We start from the raw sequence: 17,848 nt of genomic DNA on the forward strand, positions 1-17,848 counted from the left end.
CCGGGACCAGCCACGGCGGCGCACCAAAGGGAAGCGGTTCCTATCCAGGAATCGTTCAGGCGCTCAGCGCACCTTCCCTTCCTTCCACGCGTTCAGCAGCTTGTCGTACGCGATGGTCTCGCCCTTGGGCTTCTCGTTGGCCAGCTTGGCCCACGGCGCGCCCTTGTCGGAGAGCCACTTCTTCGGGTCCTCCTTCTTGTTCAGCTTCGGCGCGCACTTGGCCATGCCCGCGCGCTCCAGCCGCGCCATCACCGCGTCCATCTCGTCCGCCAGCGTGTCCATCGCGGCCTGCGGCGTCTTCTCGCCCGTCACCGCCTGCGCCACGTTCTTCCACCACAGCTGCGCCAGCTTCGGATAGTCCGGCACGTTCGTGCCCGTGGGCGTCCACGCCACCCGCGCCGGCGAGCGGTAGAACTCGATCAGGCCGCCGTACTTGTTCGCGTTCTTCGTGAAGTAGTCGCTGCGGATGTCGCTGTCGCGGATGAAGGTCAGGCCCTGGATGCTCTTCTTCAGGCTCACCGTCTTGGCCGTCACGAACTGCGCATACAGCCACGCCGCCGCCGTGCGGTTCGGGTCGCTGTTGGCGAAGAAGGTCCAGCTGCCCACGTCCTGGTAGCCGTTCTGCATGCCGGCCTTCCAGTACGGACCATTGGGCCCCGGCGCCATGCGCCACTTCGGCGTGCCGTCCGCGTTCACCACCGGCAGGCCCGGCTTGACCATGTCCGCCGTGAAGGCCGTGTACCAGAAGATCTGCTGCGCGATCTGCCCCTGCGCCGGCACCGGACCGGCCTCGCCGAAGGTCATGCCCGTGGCTTCCTTCGGCGCGTACTTCTTCATCCAGTCGACGTACTTCGTCAGCGCGAAGACCGCCGCCGGCGAGTTCGTCGCCCCGCCCCGCGCCATCGACGCGCCCACCGGCGTGCACTTGTCGTCGGCCACGCGGATGCCCCACTCGTCCACCGGCATGCCGTTCGGGATGCCCTTGTCGGCCGCGCCCGCCATCGACAGCCACGCATCGGTGAAGCGCCAGCCCAGCGACGGATCCTTCTTGCCGTAGTCCATGTGACCGTAGATCGGCTTGCCGTCGATGGTCTTCACGTCATTGGAGAAGAACTCGGCGATGTCCTCGTAGGCGCTCCAGTTCAGCGGCACGCCCAGCTCATAGCCGTACTTGGCCTTGAACTTGTCCTGCAGATCCTTGCGCGCGAACAGGTCGGCCCGGAACCAGTACAGGTTGGCGAACTGCTGGTCCGGCAGCTGGTACAGCTTGCCGTCCGGCGCCGTCGTGAAGCTGGTGCCGATGAAGTCCTTCAGATCGAGGCCCGGATTGGTCCACTCCTTGCCCGCACCGGCCATGTAGTCGGTGAGGTTCATGATCTTGCCGTAGCGGAAGTGCGTGCCGATCAGGTCGGAGTCGGAGATCCAGCCGTCATAGATGCTCTTGCCCGACTGCATCGAGGTCTGCAGCTTCTCGACGACGTCACCCTCCTGGATGATGTCGTGCTTGACCTTGATGCCGGTGATCTCCTCGAAGGCCTTGGCCAGCACCTTGCTCTCGTACTCGTGCGTGGTCAGCGTCTCGGACACGACCGAGATCTCCTTCACGCCCTTGGCCTGCAGCTTCTTGGCCGCCTCGATGAACCACTTCATCTCGGCCAGTTGCTTGTCCTTGGACAGGGTCGAGGGCTGGAACTCGCCGTCCACCCACTTCTTCGCCTCCGCCTCGCCGGCCCACGCGCCATGCGCGCCGAGCGCCAGCAGCGCCGCCACGGCCAGCGCGGAATACTTGCTCTTGTTCACGCTTGTCTCCTCTGTCTGTCGCATCTCCCCCTGCTTGAGGACGAATCGCGGCTCCGGGGGAAATGGGAGCCGAATTCCTTGAACCTTCAACGATCCTCTCGCGCCGGGGTCAGCCCTTGCGCAGGATCAGTCCCAGCACCAGCATCGACACGGCGAAGCTGATCCAGATGCTGGGCTCGCTCTCGAGCTTGAACCACTGCGCCATCTTCTCGCCCAGCCCGACGAAGGCCAGGTTGATGTACGCGGCCGTCAGCAGCCCGATGAAGAGCCGGTCGCCGCGCGTCGTGCGCATCGGCAGCCAGCCCTTGCGCAGCGTCGTCGGGGACTTGATCTCCCAGACCGTCATGCCGATCAGCATCAGCACGATGCCGCTGAAGAAGATCGCCACCGGCGTGGTCCACACCATCCAATCGAACATCGCGGACCTCCCTTACACCCGGCCCATCGCGAAACCCTTCGCGATGTAATGCCGCACGAACCAGATCACGATGGCGCCGGGCACGATGGTCAGCGTGCCCGCGGCCGCCAGCGTCGCCCAATCCATGCCGGAGGCGCTCACCGTGCGCGTCATCGTCGCGACGATGGGCTTGGCGTTGACGCTGGTCAGCGTGCGCGCCAGCAGCAGCTCCACCCACGAGAACATGAAGCAGAAGAACGCCGCCACGCCCACGCCCGCCTTGATCAGCGGCAGGAACACCGTCAGGAAGAAGCGCGGAAAGCCGTAGCCATCGATGTAGGCGGTCTCGTCGATCTCGCGCGGGATGCCGCTCATGAAGCCTTCCAGGATCCACACCGCCAGCGGCACGTTGAACAGCAGGTGCGCCAGCGCCACCGCGATGTGCGTGTCCATCAGGCCCAGCGTCGTGTAGAGCTGGAAGAAGGGCAGCAGGAACACCGCCGGCGGCGTCATGCGGTTGGTCAGCAGCCAGAAGAACACATGCTTGTCGCCCAGGAACGAGTAGCGGCTGAAGGCGTACGCCGCCGGCAGCGCCACGCCGATCGAGATCACCGTGTTGATCGCGACGTAGATCAGGCTGTTGATGTAGCCGTCGTACCAGGACGGGTCGGTGAAGATGGTCTTGTAGCTGGCCAGCGTGAAATGCTGCGGCCACAGGCTGAAGCTGGACAGGATCTCCTCGTTGCTTCGGAAGCTCATGTTGACCATCCAGTAGATGGGCAGCAGCGCGAACAGCAGGTACGCGATCAGGAAGATCGACCGCTTGCGGAAACGGCGCTCATCCATGGGCCACCTCGCTCTTGTCTTGGGTGCCGACCGACTGCATCCAGTTGTAGAGGATGAAGCACAGCAGCAGGATGATCAGGAAGTAGATCAGCGAGAACGCCGCCGCCGGGCCCAGGTCGAACTGGCCGACCGCCTTCTGCGTCAGGTACTGGCTGAGGAAGGTCGTGGCGTTGCCGGGACCGCCGCCGGTGAGCACGAAGGGCTCGGTGTAGATCATGAAGCTGTCCATGAAGCGCAGCAGCACCGCGATCATCAGCACGCCCCGCATCTTGGGCAGTTGGATGTAGCGGAACACCGCGAACTTGCTGGCGCCGTCGATGCGCGCGGCCTGGTAGTAGGCATCGGGGATGGAGCGCAGTCCGGCGAAGCACAGCAGCGCCACCAGCGGCGTCCAGTGCCACACGTCCATGACCAGCACCGTGATCCAGGCGTCGGTGGCGTCGCCGGTGTAGTTGTAGTCCACGCCCAGCGCCTGCAGCGCCGCGCCCAGCAGTCCGATGTCGGCGCGGCCGTAGATCTGCCAGATCGTGCCCACGACGTTCCACGGGATCAGCAAGGACAGCGCCACCACCACCAGCACCGCCGACGCGCGCCAGCCCTGCGCGGGCATGGACAGCGCCAGGCAGATGCCCAGCGGGATCTCCACCAGCAGCACCGCCAGCGAGAAGCCCAGCTGGCGCAGCAGCGCGCCGTGCAGCTCCTCGTCGCGCAGCACCGCGGCGAACCACTCGGTGCCGACGAAGACCCGCCGCTCCGGCGAGATGATGTCCTGCACCGAGTAGTTCACCACCGTCATCAGCGGCAGGATGGCCGAGAAGGCCACGCACAGGAACACGGGCAGGACGAGGAACCAGGCCTTCTGATTGATCGGTTTCATGCGAGGCCCTCCTGGGCGGCGGCCACCGTCGCGGCGGCGATCAGTTGCTCGTCCGCGCCGTAGAAGCAGGTGTGGGGATTGAGCACGCGCAGCGCGATGGACGCGCCCGGCGCCGGCGGCCGCGCATGCGCGCTCAGCCGCGCCTTGAGCGTGTGCGGGCCGGCCTGCGCCGTGACCAGCCAGTAGGTGCCGATGTCCTGCACCTGGGCCACGGTGCCGGTGATCGTGCCGGGCCGCGCGGGGCTGGCGCCGCCTTCACCGATGTCCTCGAGTTCGACATATTCGGGCCGGATGCCCAGCGCGAAGGGCTCGGCGCGCGACAGCGCCGCGCCAGTGACCGCGTCGACCGCGCCCGCCACCGGCTGTCCGGCCACGCTCAGGCCGCCGCCCTCCTCCAGCGCCGCCGGCAGGAAGTTCATGCCGGGCGAGCCGATGAAGTGGCCGACGAAGCGATGACTCGGGCGCTCGAAGAGCTCGCCCGCCGTGCCGACCTGCACTGCGCGGCCGCGCGTCATGACGACGATGCGGTCGGCGAAGGTCAGCGCCTCGACTTGGTCGTGCGTGACGTAGACCAGCGTCAGCTTGAGCTCCTGGTGGATCTGCTTGAGCTTGCGCCGCAGCTGCCACTTCAGATGCGGATCGATGACGGTCAGCGGCTCGTCGAAGAGCACCGCCGACACGTCCTCCCGCACCAGCCCGCGGCCGAGCGAGATCTTCTGCTTGGCGTCGGCGGACAGGCCGGCGGCGCGCTGGTTCAACTGGCCGTTGAGCTCCAGCATCTCGGCGATGCGGCCGACGCGCGCCTTGATGCGGTCCGCCGGCACGCCGCGGTTGCGCAGCGGAAAGGCGAGGTTCTCGGCCACCGTCATCGTGTCGTAGATGACGGGGAACTGGAACACCTGCGCGATGTTGCGCTGCTGCGGCGTCAGCGCGGTCACGTCGCGGCCGTCGAAGCGCACGGTGCCGTGCGAGGGCCTGAGCAGCCCCGACACGATGTTCAGCATGGTCGTCTTGCCGCAGCCCGACGGGCCCAGCAGCGCATAGGCGCCGCCGTCCTCGAAGCTCATCTTGAGCGGCAGCAGCGCGTAGTCGGCATCCTCCTTGGGATCGGGCCGATAGGCGTGGGCGAGGTCCAGGTCGATGCGGGCCATCAGCGGGCTCCCTGGCGCTCGGGCGCCCGCGTGAGCAGCCCGGCCGCGTCGAAGACGTGGACATGGGCCGCGTTGAGATACAGCGTCAATGGCGCGCCGAGTTCGAAGTCATGCACGCCGGTCAACTGGGCGACGAGCTCGCCGATCTCGGTGCGCGCGTGGACGAAGGTGTCGGAGCCGGAGATCTCGGCCAGTTCGACCTCGCCCTTGATCGCGAGGTCGCCGGGCTGCCCGGTGACGCGCAGCGCGTTGGCGCGCACGCCGACGGTGACGCCGCCCTGCCCCGGCAGCGCCAGCTCGACGCCCGGCCGCAGCTGCAGCCGGTCGCCCAGGCCCTGCGCGATGACCAGGTTCATCGGCGGATCGCTGAAGGCCCGCGCCACGCGCAGCGACGCGGGACGGTGGAAGACTTCGGCGGTGGGGCCGTACTGCAGCAGCTCGCCGGCGTCCATCACCGCGGTGTAGCCGCCGAGCTGCAGCGCCTCGGCCGGCTCGGTGGTCGCGTAGACCACCGTCGACTCGCCGGTGGCGAAGAGCTGGCCCAGTTCTTCGCGCAATTCCTCGCGCAGCTTGTAGTCCAGGTTCACCAGCGGCTCGTCCAGCAGCATCAGCGGCGCCTGCTTGGCCAGCGCCCGCGCCAGCGCGACGCGCTGCTGCTGGCCGCCGGAGAGCTGCGCGGGCAGCTTGTCCAGGTGCATCTCGATGTGCAGCTTGGTGGCGAGCTCGTCCACGCGGCGGCGGATCGCGTCGCGGTCGAGCTGGCCGCGAGAGGGGTGCAATGACTGGCCGTCCGCCGGGCCGCCCCCAAGGACGGCCATGCCCCCTCGGGGGGCCGACCGCGTACCCGCGGTCGAGGGGCGCAATCGAAGCGGCGAGGCGATGTTGTCGCGCACCGTCATCGACGGATAGTTGATGAACTGCTGGTAGACCATCGCCACGTCGCGCTTGCGCACCGGCCAGCCCGTGACGTCGGTGCCATCGACCGTGATGGCGCCCTCGCTGGGCCGGTCCAGGCCCGCCATCAGGCGCATCAGCGTCGTCTTGCCGGCCTGCGTCGCGCCCAGCAGCACGGTGACCGCGTTCGGCGCCAGCCGCAGGTCCATCGGGTACAGGTGCTGCTGCGCGCCGACCTTGTGGCTCACGCCGCGCAGGCTCAGTTCCATGAGCTCGGCTCCATCGTTGTCTCTCTTCGCATCGTTCTTCGTGGATCGGAGGGTCAGGTCATGCGACCGCGGCCGGACGGACCCAGAGGTGCTCGCGCTCGGCGAACCACTGGACCACCGCCATCCGCTGCGCCTCGGTGTAATGCAGTCCCAGTTTCGAGCGGCGCCACAGCACGTCGTCGGCCGCGCGGGCCCATTCCTCGCGGACCAGGTAGTCGAGTTCGGCCTGGTGCAGGCCGGGGGCAATCTCCGGGCCTAGGTCCTCCAGCCGCTCCGCGCCGCCGAGCACCCGCCCGACGCGCGCGCCGTAGGCCCGCGCCATGCGCCGCGCCAGCGACGGCGGCAGCCACGGATGGCGCTGGCCGATCGCGGACAGCAGGCGCTGAAAGTCGGTGTCGGGCCGCTGCGGCGCCCCGATCCAGTCGCGCAGGTCGCCGCCCGGCAGGTGAGCGTGCTCGGTCCAGGCGCGGCGGCGGTCGCCGAGCAGCGCGCCGACCAGGTCGGCGGCGTCCTCGGCCAGCTTGCGGAAGGTCGTGATCTTGCCGCCCCACACGCTCAGCAGCGGCGCGCCGCCTTCGGCATGGGTCTCGAGCAGGTAGTCGCGCGTCACGGCCGAAGGATCGCCAGAGGCGTCGTCCAGCAGCGGGCGCACGCCGGCGTAGGTCCAGACCACGTCGGACGCGGCCACCGGCTCGCGGAAGTAGCGGCTGGCCTGCTCGCAGAGATAGGCGATCTCGCCCTCGTCGATGCGGGCCTTGCCGAAGCCGGCCAGCGCGTCGGCCGGCAATTCCACGTCGGTGGTGCCGATCAGCGTGAATTCGTCCTCGTAGGGGATGGCGAAGATGATCCGCTTGTCCGGGTTCTGGAAGATGTAGGCGTGGTCGTGCTGGAAGCGCTTGCGCACGATGATGTGGCTGCCCTTGACGAGCCGCAGGCTCTTGGTGGCCAGCGCCTCGCCGCGCGCCGGATGGGCGACTTCGCGCAGGAAGCCTTCGGCCCAGGGGCCGGCCGCGTTCACCAGCGCGCGCGCCTTCAGCGTGCGCTCGCCATCGGCGCAGCGCAGCGTCGCGGTCCAGTGGTCCGCGTGGCGTTGCGCGCCGGTGACTGCCGTGCGGGTATGCAGCACCGCGCCATGCTCGCGCGCGTCGAGCGCGTTCAGCAGCACCAGGCGCGCGTCATCGACCCAGCCGTCGGAGTAGACGAAGCCCTTCGTGTAGACGGGCTTGAGCGGCTCGCCGTAGGGGGAGCCGCGCAGGTCGATGCCGGTCGAACCGGGCAGCACCTCGCGGCGCGCCAGGTGGTCGTACAGGAACAGCCCGATGCGGATCATCCAGGCCGGCCGCATCGCCGCGTCATGCGGCATCACGAAGCGCAGCGGCCACATGATGTGCGGCGCGCTGCGCAGCAGCACCTCGCGCTCCTGCAGCGCCTTGCGCACCAGCGAGAACTCGTAGTACTCGAGATAACGCAGCCCGCCGTGGATCAGCTTGGTCGACGAGGACGAGGTGTGCGCGGCGAAGTCCGAGGCCTCCGCCAGCACGACCTTCCAGCCCCGGCCGGCCAGGTCGCGCGCGATGCCGGCGCCGTTGATGCCGCCGCCCACGACGAGCACGTCGCAGTCGCCGGGCGCGGCCTGGTCGGGCGGGGGATTCAAGGACACGGTGATCTCCTGGACGCGAACGGGAAGTTCGCAATTCTGTTCTTCTTTTTTCTTTTTAGCGCGAATAAGCGCGTTTCATGCCAGGGTAAACCCGATCATTTGTTCGTTTTGGTTCCTTTAGCCTGCGCGCCATGAATCCCAACCCTCGTCAGAACGATCTGCTGCAGGAGGTGCGCGCGCGCGGCTCGGTGAGCGTGGAGGCGCTGGCCGAGCGCTTCGGCGTGACGCTGCAGACGGTGCGGCGCGACGTGCAGCGCCTGGCCGAGGCCGGCCTGGTGCAGCGCTTCCACGGCGGCGTGCGCGTGCCCTCGTCGACGACCGAGAACATCGCCTACCGCCAGCGCCAGGCGATGCAGGCCGATGGCAAGGCGCGCATCGCGCGGGCGATCGCGGCGCGCATTCCGGCGGGCTGCTCGCTGATCCTGAACCTGGGCACGACCACCGAGGCGGTGGCGCACGCGCTGCTGCGTCACCAGGGCCTGCGCGTGATCACCAACAACCTCAACGTCGCGATGATCCTGAGCGACAACCCCGACTGCGAGCTGGTGATGGTGGGCGGCTCGGTGCGGCACCGCGACCGCGGCATCGTCGGCGAGGCGGCGGTCGACTTCATCCGCCAGTTCAAGGTGGACATCGGGCTGATCGGGATCTCGGGCATCGAGTCCGACGGCAGCCTGCGCGATTTCGACTACCGTGAGGTGATGGTGGCGCGGACCATCGTCGAGCACTCGCGCGAGGTCTGGGTCGCGGCGGACGCGACCAAGTTCAACCGGCCCGCGATGGCGGAGGTCGCGCGGCTGCCGCAGATCGACGCGCTGTTCACCGACGAGGCGCCACCAGCGCCCTTCCCCGCGCTGATGGCCGATGCCGGCGTGGAACTGGTGGTGGCGCCGTAGCCCTCGCCGTACCGGACCTCACAAGACAAGAGCGAGACTGACATGACCTACCTGCTGGCCCTGGACCAGGGCACTTCGAGTTCGCGCGCGATCGTCTTCGACGCGCAGGGGCGCATCGTCGCGATGGCGCAGCGCGAGTTCCGCCAGATCTACCCGCAGCCCGGCTGGGTCGAGCACGACGCGGACGAGATCTGGGACACGCAGCTCGCGGTCGCGCGCGAGGTGCTGGCCAAGGCGTCGCTGAAGGCGTCCGACCTGAAGGCGCTCGGCATCACCAACCAGCGCGAGACGACGCTGGTGTGGAACCGCAAGACCGGCCGCCCGATCCACCACGCGATCGTGTGGCAGGACCGGCGCGCCGAGCCGCAGTGCGCGGCGCTGCGCGAGCAGGGCCACGGCGCGGCGATCCAGGCCAAGACGGGGCTGGTGGTCGACGCGTACTTCTCGGGCACGAAGCTGCAGTGGATCCTCGATCACGTCGCCGGCGCGCGCGAACAGGCCGAGCGCGGTGAGCTGGCCTTCGGCACGATCGACAGCTGGCTGATCTGGAAGCTCACGAATGGCGAGGTCCACGTCACCGACGTCAGCAACGCGTCGCGGACGATGCTGTTCAACGTGCGCGAGAACCGCTGGGATGAGGACCTGCTCGCGCTGCTGCGGATTCCCGCGTCGATGCTGCCGGCGGTGAAGCCCTCGGCGCACGACTTCGGCCGCGTCGCGCCGGAGCATCTCGGCGCCGCGCTGATGATCGGCGGCATCGGCGGCGACCAGCAGAGCGCGCTGTTCGGGCAGGCCTGCTTCGAGGCGGGCATGGCGAAGAACACCTATGGCACCGGCTGCTTCATGCTGATGCACACCGGCGGACGCTTCCAGACCAGCGCCAATGGGCTGATCACGACGAGCGCGGCGCAGATCGACGCGACGCCGCGTTATGCGCTCGAGGGCAGCGTCTTCATCGGCGGCGCGGTGGTGCAATGGCTGCGCGACGGGCTCAACGCGATCAAGGCCAGCGGCGAAGTGCAGGGCCTCGCGGAGAGCGTGCCGGATGCGGGCGGCGTGATGTTCGTGCCGGCCTTCACCGGCCTGGGCGCGCCGTACTGGGACGCGGAGGCGCGCGGTGCGATCGTGGGACTGACGCGTGGATCGACGGTGGCGCACATCGCGCGCGCGGCGCTGGAGAGCATCGCGTTCCAGAGCGCCGCGCTGCTGCAGGCGATGAGCCGTGACGCGGTCGGCGCGGGCGGCGCGCCGGTCAGCGAGCTGCGTGTCGATGGCGGCGCCTGCGTGAACGACCTGCTGATGCAGTTCCAGGCGGACCTGCTCGGCATTCCGGTCGTGCGGCCGAAGGTGATCGAGACGACGGCGCTGGGCGCGGCCTATCTGGCGGGGCTCACGGCGGGCGTGTACGGCAACCTCGAGGACATCGGCCGCAACTGGCAGGCGGAACGCGTGTTCCGCCCGACCATGTCGCGCGAGCGCGCCCAGGAGCTGATGGCGCAGTGGGAGCGCGCGGTGAGGCAAGCGTCGGCCCGCTGAGCGCGTCCCCATTCGGAGTACCCCATCCAGAGGGGCGCGCCATCACCGCGGCGCGGCAAGCTCCGCCGGCATGACGCTGGTAGGTCAGAGCCCCAACGACTCACCTGCACCCAGAAGCGTGAGCGTCCCGAGGACCGCGAAGATCGCCGCCGCGACGGCGTGAACAACCCGCACCGGCAGCTGGTGCGCGAGCTTGTCGCCCACCAGCACCGCCGGCACGTTGGCCACCATCATCCCGAAAGTCGTCCCGGCAACCACCGCCCACAGGTCGTTGAAGCGCGCCGCCAGCGCCACCGTGGCGATCTGGGTCTTGTCGCCCATCTCGGCCAGGAAGAACGCCACGATCGTCGTGCCCAGCACGCCCATGCGGAATTTGCCGCCGGTCTCCTCTTCCTCGATCTTGTCGGGAATCAGCGTCCACACCGCCATCGCGATGAAGCCCACACCCAGCACCCAGCGCAGCGTGTGCGGCGACACCTGGGTCGTGATCCAGCTGCCGACCGCGCCGGCGCAGGCGTGATTGACCAGCGTCGCGATCAGGATGCCCAGGATGATCGGGCCCGGCTTGCGGAATCGCGCCGCCAGGATGAAGGCCAGCAATTGGGTCTTGTCGCCGATCTCGGCGAGCGCCACGAGGCCGGTGGAGATGAGGAAGGCTTCCATGAATCACTCAGCGGCCGGGACGAACCATTGACCATGCCGCCGCCGGCCGCAACACCGGGGGCATGGTCAAAGGTCTCGCCAGGCTGGGAACCCGAGGGTTCCTGGCTACCTCGCGCCATGAGCCGGAGCTCAAGTCTGTTGACGCGGGTCTGCTGAATCGGCCCGTCGTCCGACGGGCGGGGTGCAGCGGCTACTCCCCAATGACGGCGCGCATTGTAGCCAGCGTCAGTCCCGGCCATGCGCGCTGGGCCGGCGCAGGGGCGCCTGCATCGCCCAGCAGCAGCAGATGCGTGCGGTTCTCGCGCCAGCTCGCCGACATCAACAGCTGCAACACCGGCGCGCTGACCGCCTTCGTCCGCTGCGGCCATTGCAGGAAATCGTCCAGCCCGCCCGCGGCGATCGCAGCGGCCAGGCCCTCGTCCGGCGCCTCCGCCAGCTGCGCCTGCCAGTCGCCAAGGGCCAGCGCCTGCGCCATCGCGAGATCCTCAGGCGTCACCGCCTCCGCCGACAGCAGCGGCAGTTGCTCCTTGAGCAGGGCCAATTGCTCCGGCACCGCCGGCGCCGGCAGCGTGACGCTCATGCGCCAGCACAAACCGCCGCCGAGCGACTCCATTTCGCTCTCCCACGGCCAGGGCAGCTTCGCGGCCAGCCGCTGATGCATGAGCGTGCGCGCCAACTCGCGCAGCGCGGGCGGCGTGCCGCGCGGCACCGGCGTCTGCACGATCAGCCGGCAGCCCTGCCCCTGCGGCAGCGACACGAACTGCGCCGCCGTCGCGGCGGGTGTCGCCGTCGCGAGCGCCAACGCCGGCGTCGGACCGGCCGGCGCCGCTTTCGGGACGCGCCAATCGCCCATGAAGTCCTCGGCCAGACCCCTCGCGGCCTGCAGCGTCAGATCGCCCGCGAAGACCAGCACCGCGCGCTCCGGTCTCCAGTACTGGCGATGGAAGGCGAGCACGTCCTCGCGCCGCAGCCGCTTCAGGCTCGCCGAGGTCTGCACCGGCTGCGCGCGGCCCCAGAACTGCCGCCGCGCCGCCCACGGCGCCAGCAGCAGCGCATCGGCGCGCCGCAGCACCAGCGCATCGGCTGCGCGGCTGCGGATGTGCTCCAGGGCCTCGAAGGCCAGTTGCGGCCGTTGCGTCAGGTCGGCCATCAGATTCACCGCGTCATCGCACTGGTCCGGCAGGGCCTCCAGCGCGATCTCCGCCGTCGACGGCGTCAGCTCCAGCCGCAGCGGCAGACCGAGCAGATCGGCCGCGTAGGCGATGTCGGCCGACTCCATTTCCTCGCCATCGCGCTTCGCGCCCTGCGCGAGCATCGACAGCGCCACCTCCGCGAGACCTTCCTTGCCGGCGGGATCGCGAAGCCAGCCACCCTCGCCGATCAAGCGGATCGCCGTGCGCGGCGCCCCTGGACGCGGCAGCACCACGATGCGAAGACCGTTCTGCAGCCTGGCCTGCTCGATCGTGAGCGGTGGCGGCACAGGCGCCGGCGGCGCTTCGGGCGGCCGTTCGAATCCGTCCTGCGCCAGCGCCGGCCATGCCGCCGCCCCCGACACCAGCGCGGCCCCGACCATCCAGCCGCGGCGATTCAGATCGAGCGTCATGCAGCCACTCCCGCGGCAGCCCCGATGTCCGCCAGCAAGGTCAGCACCGGCGCCTGCACCACCTGCTTGCGCCAGAACTGCTGCAGCTCGGCGCCGCTGAGCTTGACCCACACCGCCATGTCCCGCGCCGGCGCACCGGCATCGCCCCGCACCGCCCAAGCCGTGCCGAGCGCGCGGGCGAGCCGGTCGGCGGTCCATTCCACCGACAGCGTTTCCCGCTTGAGCATGGCCTTGGCCTTGTCGAGCTCTTCATCGGTCACCGGTTCATCGGCCAGACGAAGCACCTCCTGCTGCAGCGCCTGCGCCAGCGGCGCGGCGGTCTGCCCGTGCGCGGCGAGCGCCTGCACCACCATCAGGCCGGCGTCGCGGTGCTGCTCCAGGCGCAGGCTGAGCTGGTGCGCGAGCGCCTTTTCATCGACCAGCGTGTCGGTCAGGCGTCCGGAGCGCCCGAGTCCCAGCAGCGCGCGCGCCATCTGCCACATCGGCGTGGACGGATCGTCGGCGCGCGGCATCTGCCAGACCAGCGCCGCGGCTGGCAGCGGCGCCCGCGCGAGCGACAGCTTCAGGGTCTGGTTCTGCGGCCGGCGCGCCTCGCGGAAGTCGCGCGCGTCGGCGCCGGAGGCCGGCGGCATCGAGGCCCGCGGCGGACTGGCCGCGGAGGCGGGTGCCGGCAGGGGCGCCGAGCCCGGCGTGGGCGGACTCGAGCCGGCATCCGAAGCAGGCAAGGCGAATGAGGGGGATGAGGCGGATGAAGCCGCGGCGGACGCCGCCCCCTGCCCCGGCATCGGCGCCCGGATCGAGCCGAAGTAGTGCATCACCCAGCGCGACAGCGTGGCCTCGTCGAACGCGCCGGTCACGACCAGCAGCGCCCGGTCGCAGCCGAAGCGCGCGGCGTGGAACGCGCGCACGGTCTCGACGTCGACCTCCTTCAACTGGTCCGGATCGCCCAGCGCGCCGCGCTGGTACGGATGCGTCAGATAGCCCTGCCGCTGCACGGCCAGGTCCAGCCGCGCGTAGGGATTGAGCTGCGGTTCCTGCACCGCCTGGCGCAGCTGCAGCCGCGCGCTGGCGAGCGTGTCCGGATCGATGCGCGGATTGCTCATCCGTTCGGCCTCGGCCCAGAGCAGGCGTTCGAGCTGATGGGCCGGCACGACGGTCTGCAGCGCGGAGAAATCTTCGTCGACCTCGAGCCGCGAGCGGCCGCCGGCCGAGGCGATCAAGCGCTGGAACTGGCCCGGCTCCAGGTAGCGGCTGGCGCCAGCGATGAGCCGCAACACCAGGTGCGACAGCCCGCTGCGCCCGGTCGGGTCATCGCGTCCGCCGCAGCGGTAGACGACGCGTACCGCGGCCTGCGCGCCCGCGACGGGTCGCGCCAGCCAGAGCAGGCCGTTCGGAAGCCGTTGTGGCTCAAAGATCGAGACAGGCATGGGCGGCATCCTAGCTGCCATTCCGCTGTCAGCAGACGGTCCGCATCATCGGCGCGACAGCGTGAGCGGGCGCTGCGCCCCCGCAAGGGGGGCATGCCCCGCGCGCATGGGACAGGCCATCCGGCCTTCATCGTCTTGCCTTTGGAGGAGCCCACCATGAAATTCGCCTACACCATCGTCTACGTCGAGGACGTGGCCGCGTCGCTCGACTTCCTCGAGCGCGCCTTCGGTCTCCAGCGCCGCTTCCTGCACGAGTCCGGCGCCTATGGCGAACTGGAGACCGGCGCCACCACGCTGTCCTTCGCGCGGCACGACATCGCGCGGGGCAACCTGGGGCAGGACTACCGCCGCGCCGACGAGGGCGCGCCGCTGGGCATCGAGGTCGGCCTGTCGACGCCGGACGTGCCCGCCGCCTACGCGCAGGCGCTGGCAGCCGGCGCGCAAGGTCTGACCCCGCCGACCACCAAGCCCTGGGGCCAGGTGGTGGCCTACGTGCGCTGCCCCGACGGCACGCTGGTGGAGATCTGCACGCCGATCTGACGCGCGGCCGCCGTCGGCTCAGGCCTCGTCGCGCGCGCCCTGGCGCGGCTCCACCACGATCCGCGCATGGCGCTGGAAGGTGAAGTACGCCCAGGCCCAATCGGCGAAGACGCGGACCCGGTTGCGGAATCCGATCAGGAAATAGACGTGCACGAACAGCCAGAACAGCCAGGCGGAGAAGCCGCTGAACTGGATCCGTCCCAGGTCGGCGACCGCCGCCTTGCGGCCGATCGTCGCGAGGTTGCCGTAGTCGCGATAGCGGAACGGCGCCTCCGAGCGTCCGCGCATCCGCGCCAGGATCTGGCGGGCCGCGTGGCGGCCGGCCTGCTTGGCACCGGGGCTGACGCCGGGTACCGGCTTGCGGCTGCCGTCCTTTTCGAGGCTGGTCGCCGCGGCCATGTCGCCGACGACGTAGATCTCGGGATGGCCCGGGAGGTTCATGTGCTCGTCGACGGCCACCCGCCCGGCGCGGTCCAGCGGCACGTCCAGCGTGCGCGCCAGCGGCGAGGCCGCCACGCCGGCCGCCCACACCTTGGTCCGGGACGCGATGCGCTCCCTGGCGCCTTCGGCGGTCTGCAGGTCCACGCCCTCCTCGTCGATGCCGACGACGCGGCAGCCGGTGCGCACCTGCACGCCGATCCGCTCCAACTGCGCCTTGGCCAGCGCCGACTGCTCGGGCTTGAACGCCGACAGCACGCGGTCCGAGCCCTCCACCAGCAGCACCTGCGCGCGGCTGGGATCGATGCGGCGGAACTCGTCGCGCAGCGTGTGACGGGCGATTTCGGCCAGTGTGCCGGCCATCTCGACGCCGGTCGGACCGCCGCCGATGACGACGAAATTCAGCCACGGCGCCCGGCGGTCCGCGTCGGGCAGGGTCTCGGCGCGCTCGAAGGCGCTCAGCAGCCGGGCGCGCAGCTGGAAGGCGTCGGCCAGCGTCTTGAGGCCCGGCGCGTGGGCCTGCCAGTGGTCGTTGCCGAAGTAGCTGTGCGTCGCGCCGGCGGCGAGGATCAGGTGGTCGTAGCGCAGGCGCTGGCCGTCGGCGAGGACGACGTCGCGCGCCGTCTTGTCGATGGCCTCGACCTCCGCCATCAGCACGGTGAGGTTGCGCTGATGGCGCCGCATGTGCCGGATCGGCGACGCGATCGACGGCGCCGACAGGCCCGCCGTGGCGACCTGATACAGCAGCGGCTGGAACAGGTGGTGGTTGCTGCGGTCGATCAGGGTGATGCGGACCGGGGCGCCGTCGAGGACTTTCGTCGCCTCCAGGCCTCCGAAACCACAACCGACGATCACGACATGGGGAAGCGCGGCATGAGGGTCATCCATGCAGCACATCCTAGCGGGGATGACGACCCGTATAGGTCAGTTCCATCGCCGACAATCGCGCGATGCGCCGCGCCGACCGCCTGTTCCAGATCGTCCAGCTCATCCGAGGACGCCGCCTCACGACCGCCGAGTTCCTCTCGCAGCGGCTGGAGGTCTCCATCCGCACCGTCTATCGCGACGTCGCGGCCCTGCAGCAGCAGGGCGTGCCGATCGACGGTGAGGCCGGCGTGGGCTACCGCATGCGGGTGGGCTTCGAGTTGCCGCCGCTGATGTTCAGCGCCGAGGAAGCGCAGTCGCTGGTCGCCGCGGTGCGCCTGGCCCAGCCACAGCTGGACGCGGTGCTCGGCCAGCGCGCCGAGGAGGCGCTCGGCAAGATCTTCGCGGTGCTCCCGAGCACGGCGCGCGCGGCGGCGGAAAGCCTCACCGTCTACGCACCGCAGCGCGGGCTGGACGGCGCCACGCGCGAACGCCTCACCCAACTGCGCCAGGCCACCGAGTCCCGCACCAAGCTGCGGCTCCATTACCTGGACCTGAGCGATCAGACGAGCTCGCGCGTCGTGCGTCCGCTGGCCTGCTTCTTCTGGGGACCGGTGTGGACCTTCTCCGCCTGGTGCGAGTTGCGCGAGGACTTCCGCAGCTTCCGCGTCGACCGGGTGCAGCAACTGGAGGTGATGGAAGAGCGCTTCCGCGACGAGCCAGGCAAGACGCTCGCCGACCTGCAGCGGCGCGAGAACGCGCGCGAGAACTGGGCCTGAGCGGCCGCCCGTTCAGCGCACCGCGACGCGCGCCGGCAGCGCTGCGGCGCTCGGCCGCCAGCGCAGCAGCGGCGCCTCGATCCAGCGATGGAAGGGCACCGCCGCAGCGTTGCTCAGCCCCCAGGCGGTGAGCAGCGCCAGCGGCGCGAGCGCATCCAGCATCGGCGCGGGGCTCTCGGCGCGGTGCTCGTAGAGCGCGTTGACCAGCAGGCAGACCGGGAAATGGACGAGGAACAGCGCGTAGGCATGGCGCGCCAGCGTCTGCACCGGCGCCTGGCCATGGCGCTGGAACCAACCCGGCAGCGCGCCCCGGCGCCACCCGGCGATGATGGCCGCGGTCAGCGCGGCGACGACAAGACGCTCGCGGAACTGCAGCGCGAGCGCCGCGGCCATCAGCCCGCCCAGCGCGAGCAGGCCGGCGCGGCGCGCGGCCGGCGTCCAGCCCTGGCACCAGCACAGCAGCACGCCCAGGCCGTAGGCGCCGAAGAAATAGATCGCGTAGGCATCCAGGGCCGCCATGCGATTGAACTTGAGCAGCGACGCTGCGCAGAGCGCGCCGACCACCGCCGGCGCCAGCCAGCGGCGCGCCGTGCGCCTGAGCGGCAGGCAGCGCAGGCCCCACATCACGAGCACGAGCAGCGCGAACAGCTGGAAGTCGATGGCCACGTACCAGGCGCCGACGGTCAGCGATTCGACCGACATCAGGTCGTGCAGCAGCAGCGCGTGGGCCAGGATCTGGGTCAGATGGATGTCCGCCGGCACCAGCTCCGGCAGCAGCGGCTCGACCAGCCACGACGCGAGCAGCGTCAGCCCGACCGCCGCCATGAACGGCGGCACCAGCCGCCAATAGCGCTGCGCCAGCAGTGCCGGCGCCGAGCGGTGGAGCTGCGGCTCCTGCGCCGACAGCGCCCGGGCGCTGAGGTAACCGCCCAGCACCAGGAAGACCTGCACCGCCATGCGGCCGTAGTCGTACAGCCAGCCGGTGAGCGAGGGGAACAGCGCGTGCATCGCCTCGGCGATCGGTCCATAGACCGAGAGGTGATGCAGCACGATCAATTGCGCGGCGACGGCGCGCAGCGCGTCCAGCGGGAAAAGGCGAGAGGCCATCGGGAATCGGCGAAAACGAAGCGGCCACCTCAGGGTGGCCGTTGAATGCGCCGGATTCTATAAGAAAATCAACGAGTTACATCAACGAACAGAATTCGTGA

16 protein-coding genes and 1 riboswitch are annotated in these 17,848 nt (G+C 69.8%); of the genes, 4 read left to right on the top strand and 12 right to left on the bottom strand.

Annotation, left to right across the window (positions count from 1 at the left end; all coding sequences use genetic code 11):
• Positions 1-63 precede the first annotated feature (63 nt).
• The 7 genes from ABDW61_RS04155 to glpD all read right to left on the bottom strand — a co-directional run bounded on the left by ABDW61_RS04155 (position 64) and on the right by glpD (position 7,894).
• Positions 64-1,776: an ABC transporter substrate-binding protein gene (locus ABDW61_RS04155; protein ID WP_343636903.1), complete on the bottom strand. Its 1,713-nt coding sequence runs from the start codon at positions 1,774-1,776 to the stop codon at positions 64-66.
• Between the two features lie 133 nt (positions 1,777-1,909).
• The gene (locus tag ABDW61_RS04160; RefSeq protein WP_343636483.1) at positions 1,910-2,218 is read right to left on the bottom strand and encodes a DUF2160 domain-containing protein; all 309 of its coding nucleotides are present in this window, start codon (positions 2,216-2,218) and stop codon (positions 1,910-1,912) included.
• A gap of 12 nt (positions 2,219-2,230) precedes the next feature.
• On the bottom strand, positions 2,231-3,043 hold the full coding sequence (locus ABDW61_RS04165; RefSeq protein WP_343636485.1) for a carbohydrate ABC transporter permease: 813 nt from the start codon (positions 3,041-3,043) through the stop codon (positions 2,231-2,233).
• Positions 3,036-3,920, bottom strand: a complete 885-nt coding sequence (locus ABDW61_RS04170; protein WP_343636487.1) for a sugar ABC transporter permease — start codon at positions 3,918-3,920, stop codon at positions 3,036-3,038. The genes ABDW61_RS04165 and ABDW61_RS04170 overlap by 8 nt, the downstream gene beginning before the upstream one ends.
• Positions 3,917-5,071 carry an ABC transporter ATP-binding protein gene (locus ABDW61_RS04175; protein WP_343636489.1) on the bottom strand — a complete coding sequence of 385 codons (1,155 nt, stop codon included), beginning with the start codon at positions 5,069-5,071 and terminating at the stop codon, positions 3,917-3,919. The genes ABDW61_RS04170 and ABDW61_RS04175 overlap by 4 nt, the downstream gene beginning before the upstream one ends.
• On the bottom strand, positions 5,071-6,234 hold the full coding sequence (locus tag ABDW61_RS04180; protein ID WP_343636491.1) for an ABC transporter ATP-binding protein: 1,164 nt from the start codon (positions 6,232-6,234) through the stop codon (positions 5,071-5,073). The genes ABDW61_RS04175 and ABDW61_RS04180 overlap by 1 nt, the downstream gene beginning before the upstream one ends.
• 58 nt (positions 6,235-6,292) lie before the next feature.
• Positions 6,293-7,894 (bottom strand): glycerol-3-phosphate dehydrogenase, encoded by a 1,602-nt coding sequence (glpD, locus tag ABDW61_RS04185; RefSeq protein ID WP_343636493.1) that lies wholly within the window; start codon positions 7,892-7,894, stop codon positions 6,293-6,295.
• A gap of 131 nt (positions 7,895-8,025) precedes the next feature.
• Between glpD and ABDW61_RS04190 the strand changes: the two genes are divergently transcribed.
• Positions 8,026-8,790, top strand: coding sequence for a DeoR/GlpR family DNA-binding transcription regulator (locus tag ABDW61_RS04190; RefSeq protein WP_343636495.1), 765 nt, complete (start codon positions 8,026-8,028; stop codon positions 8,788-8,790).
• A gap of 42 nt (positions 8,791-8,832) precedes the next feature.
• Positions 8,833-10,326 (top strand): glycerol kinase GlpK, encoded by a 1,494-nt coding sequence (gene glpK / locus ABDW61_RS04195; RefSeq protein ID WP_343636497.1) that lies wholly within the window; start codon positions 8,833-8,835, stop codon positions 10,324-10,326.
• 84 nt (positions 10,327-10,410) lie between these two features.
• Here glpK and ABDW61_RS04200 read toward each other — a convergent pair whose 3' ends face one another.
• The 3 genes from ABDW61_RS04200 to ABDW61_RS04210 all read right to left on the bottom strand — a co-directional run bounded on the left by ABDW61_RS04200 (position 10,411) and on the right by ABDW61_RS04210 (position 14,019).
• Positions 10,411-10,989 carry a TMEM165/GDT1 family protein gene (locus ABDW61_RS04200; protein WP_343636499.1) on the bottom strand — a complete coding sequence of 193 codons (579 nt, stop codon included), beginning with the start codon at positions 10,987-10,989 and terminating at the stop codon, positions 10,411-10,413.
• Between the two features lie 77 nt (positions 10,990-11,066).
• A riboswitch (yybP-ykoY riboswitch) is annotated at positions 11,067-11,200 on the bottom strand.
• A complete protein-coding gene (locus ABDW61_RS04205) occupies positions 11,180-12,592 on the bottom strand; it encodes an insulinase family protein (RefSeq protein ID WP_343636501.1) in 1,413 nt (470 codons plus the stop codon). It overlaps the preceding riboswitch by 21 nt.
• Positions 12,589-14,019, bottom strand: a complete 1,431-nt coding sequence (locus tag ABDW61_RS04210) for an insulinase family protein (protein ID WP_343636503.1) — start codon at positions 14,017-14,019, stop codon at positions 12,589-12,591. The genes ABDW61_RS04205 and ABDW61_RS04210 overlap by 4 nt, the downstream gene beginning before the upstream one ends.
• A gap of 156 nt (positions 14,020-14,175) precedes the next feature.
• Here ABDW61_RS04210 and ABDW61_RS04215 point away from each other — a divergent pair, with 156 nt between their 5' ends.
• Positions 14,176-14,559 carry a VOC family protein gene (locus tag ABDW61_RS04215; RefSeq protein ID WP_343636505.1) on the top strand — a complete coding sequence of 128 codons (384 nt, stop codon included), beginning with the start codon at positions 14,176-14,178 and terminating at the stop codon, positions 14,557-14,559.
• An 18-nt stretch (positions 14,560-14,577) separates the two neighbouring features.
• On the opposite strand, the gene ABDW61_RS04220 is transcribed toward ABDW61_RS04215, so the two are convergent.
• Positions 14,578-15,885: an NAD(P)/FAD-dependent oxidoreductase gene (locus ABDW61_RS04220; RefSeq protein WP_343636507.1), complete on the bottom strand. Its 1,308-nt coding sequence runs from the start codon at positions 15,883-15,885 to the stop codon at positions 14,578-14,580.
• A gap of 62 nt (positions 15,886-15,947) precedes the next feature.
• On the opposite strand from ABDW61_RS04220, the gene ABDW61_RS04225 reads away from it, so the two are divergent.
• The gene (locus ABDW61_RS04225) at positions 15,948-16,640 is read left to right on the top strand and encodes a YafY family protein (RefSeq protein ID WP_343636509.1); all 693 of its coding nucleotides are present in this window, start codon (positions 15,948-15,950) and stop codon (positions 16,638-16,640) included.
• A gap of 12 nt (positions 16,641-16,652) precedes the next feature.
• Here ABDW61_RS04225 and ABDW61_RS04230 read toward each other — a convergent pair whose 3' ends face one another.
• Positions 16,653-17,747 carry an acyltransferase family protein gene (locus ABDW61_RS04230; RefSeq protein WP_343636511.1) on the bottom strand — a complete coding sequence of 365 codons (1,095 nt, stop codon included), beginning with the start codon at positions 17,745-17,747 and terminating at the stop codon, positions 16,653-16,655.
• Positions 17,748-17,848: the final 101 nt, after the last annotated feature.

Source organism: Roseateles sp. (assembly GCF_039595595.1).
Lineage (GTDB): Bacteria > Pseudomonadota > Gammaproteobacteria > Burkholderiales > Burkholderiaceae_C > Roseateles.